Source organism: Pseudomonas sp. GD03903, assembly GCF_029840045.1.
GTDB classification, from domain to species: domain Bacteria; phylum Pseudomonadota; class Gammaproteobacteria; order Pseudomonadales; family Pseudomonadaceae; genus Pseudomonas; species Pseudomonas pseudonitroreducens.
Window position 1 is genome coordinate 1 of record NZ_JAOCBT010000061.1, and the last position, 1,019, is coordinate 1,019.

Below are 1,019 nucleotides of genomic sequence, written 5' to 3' on the forward strand. Positions count from 1 at the left end.
TGTGATCTCTCGGTAGGTTGTTCATCCGGGGCTTACCCGGAAAACTGGAAGTGCGACCAACCAATCCTTCCAGGAGCCCCGAATGAACCTGCATAAACATGCCCGTCTTACACCGCGCGGTCGAGCCCTTTTAGTCCAGCGCATGCTTCAGGGATTACGTGCTGAAGAGGCAGCGCAGGCGGCCGGTGTCAGCGTACGTACGGCCTACAAATGGCTTCGGCGTTACCGCGAAGAGGGAGAGGCCGGCATGATGGATCGCACTTCGCGCCCTCACGCCTGCCCCCATGCCACACCCGAGTCCCGGCTCGAAAGGCTGATTGAGCAGCGCAGCGCCCGTCAAACCTATCGGCAAATTGCCAACGAGTTAGGGCTGGCAGTCAGTACCATCGCTCGCCACCTCAAACGACTCGGACTCAATCGGCTCCCCGAGTTGGAGCCCGCTCCGCCGATCAGGCGTTATCAGTACGCTCAACCAGGTGATCTACTGCATCTGGATATCAAGAAGCTCGCACGCTTTTGGAGACCGGGACATCGAGTTACGGGAACCCGGCTGATGGGCTCGGATGGAGCGGGCTGGGAGTTTGTCCATGTCGCCATCGACGATGCCTCGCGCATCGCCTTCTCCAGCCTGCATGCTGATGAACGAGGTGGAAGTGCCTGTCGCGCTCTGCTCCAGGCTTTGCGCTACTACCGCTCGCTGAAGATTCGATTTACTCGGGTCATGACTGACAACGGCGCCTGCTACCGATCAGGTCTATTCCGCCGCCTATGCCGGCGTCTGGGCTTACGACATATCCGCACCAAACCCTACACCCCACGTACCAATGGCAAAGCTGAACGCTTCATTCAAACCAGCCTGCGGGAGTGGGCCTACGCCCGTAGCTACGAGAGCTCTGAGCAGCGCGCCCAGCATCTGGCCCTCTGGCTACACCAATACAACTGGCACAGGCCTCACTCCAGTCTGGATTACTGCCCACCCATCAGCCGCATTCCACTGAACAACCTACTGGGTTTACACA

General features: G+C 59.2%; 1 protein-coding gene. It reads left to right on the forward strand.

Annotated elements, in window-relative coordinates; translation table 11 throughout:
- Nucleotides 1-82 precede the first annotated feature (82 nt).
- A partial coding sequence (locus N5C91_RS31800) for an IS481 family transposase (protein WP_279834508.1) occupies nt 83-1,019 on the forward strand: 937 nt, incomplete at its 3' end.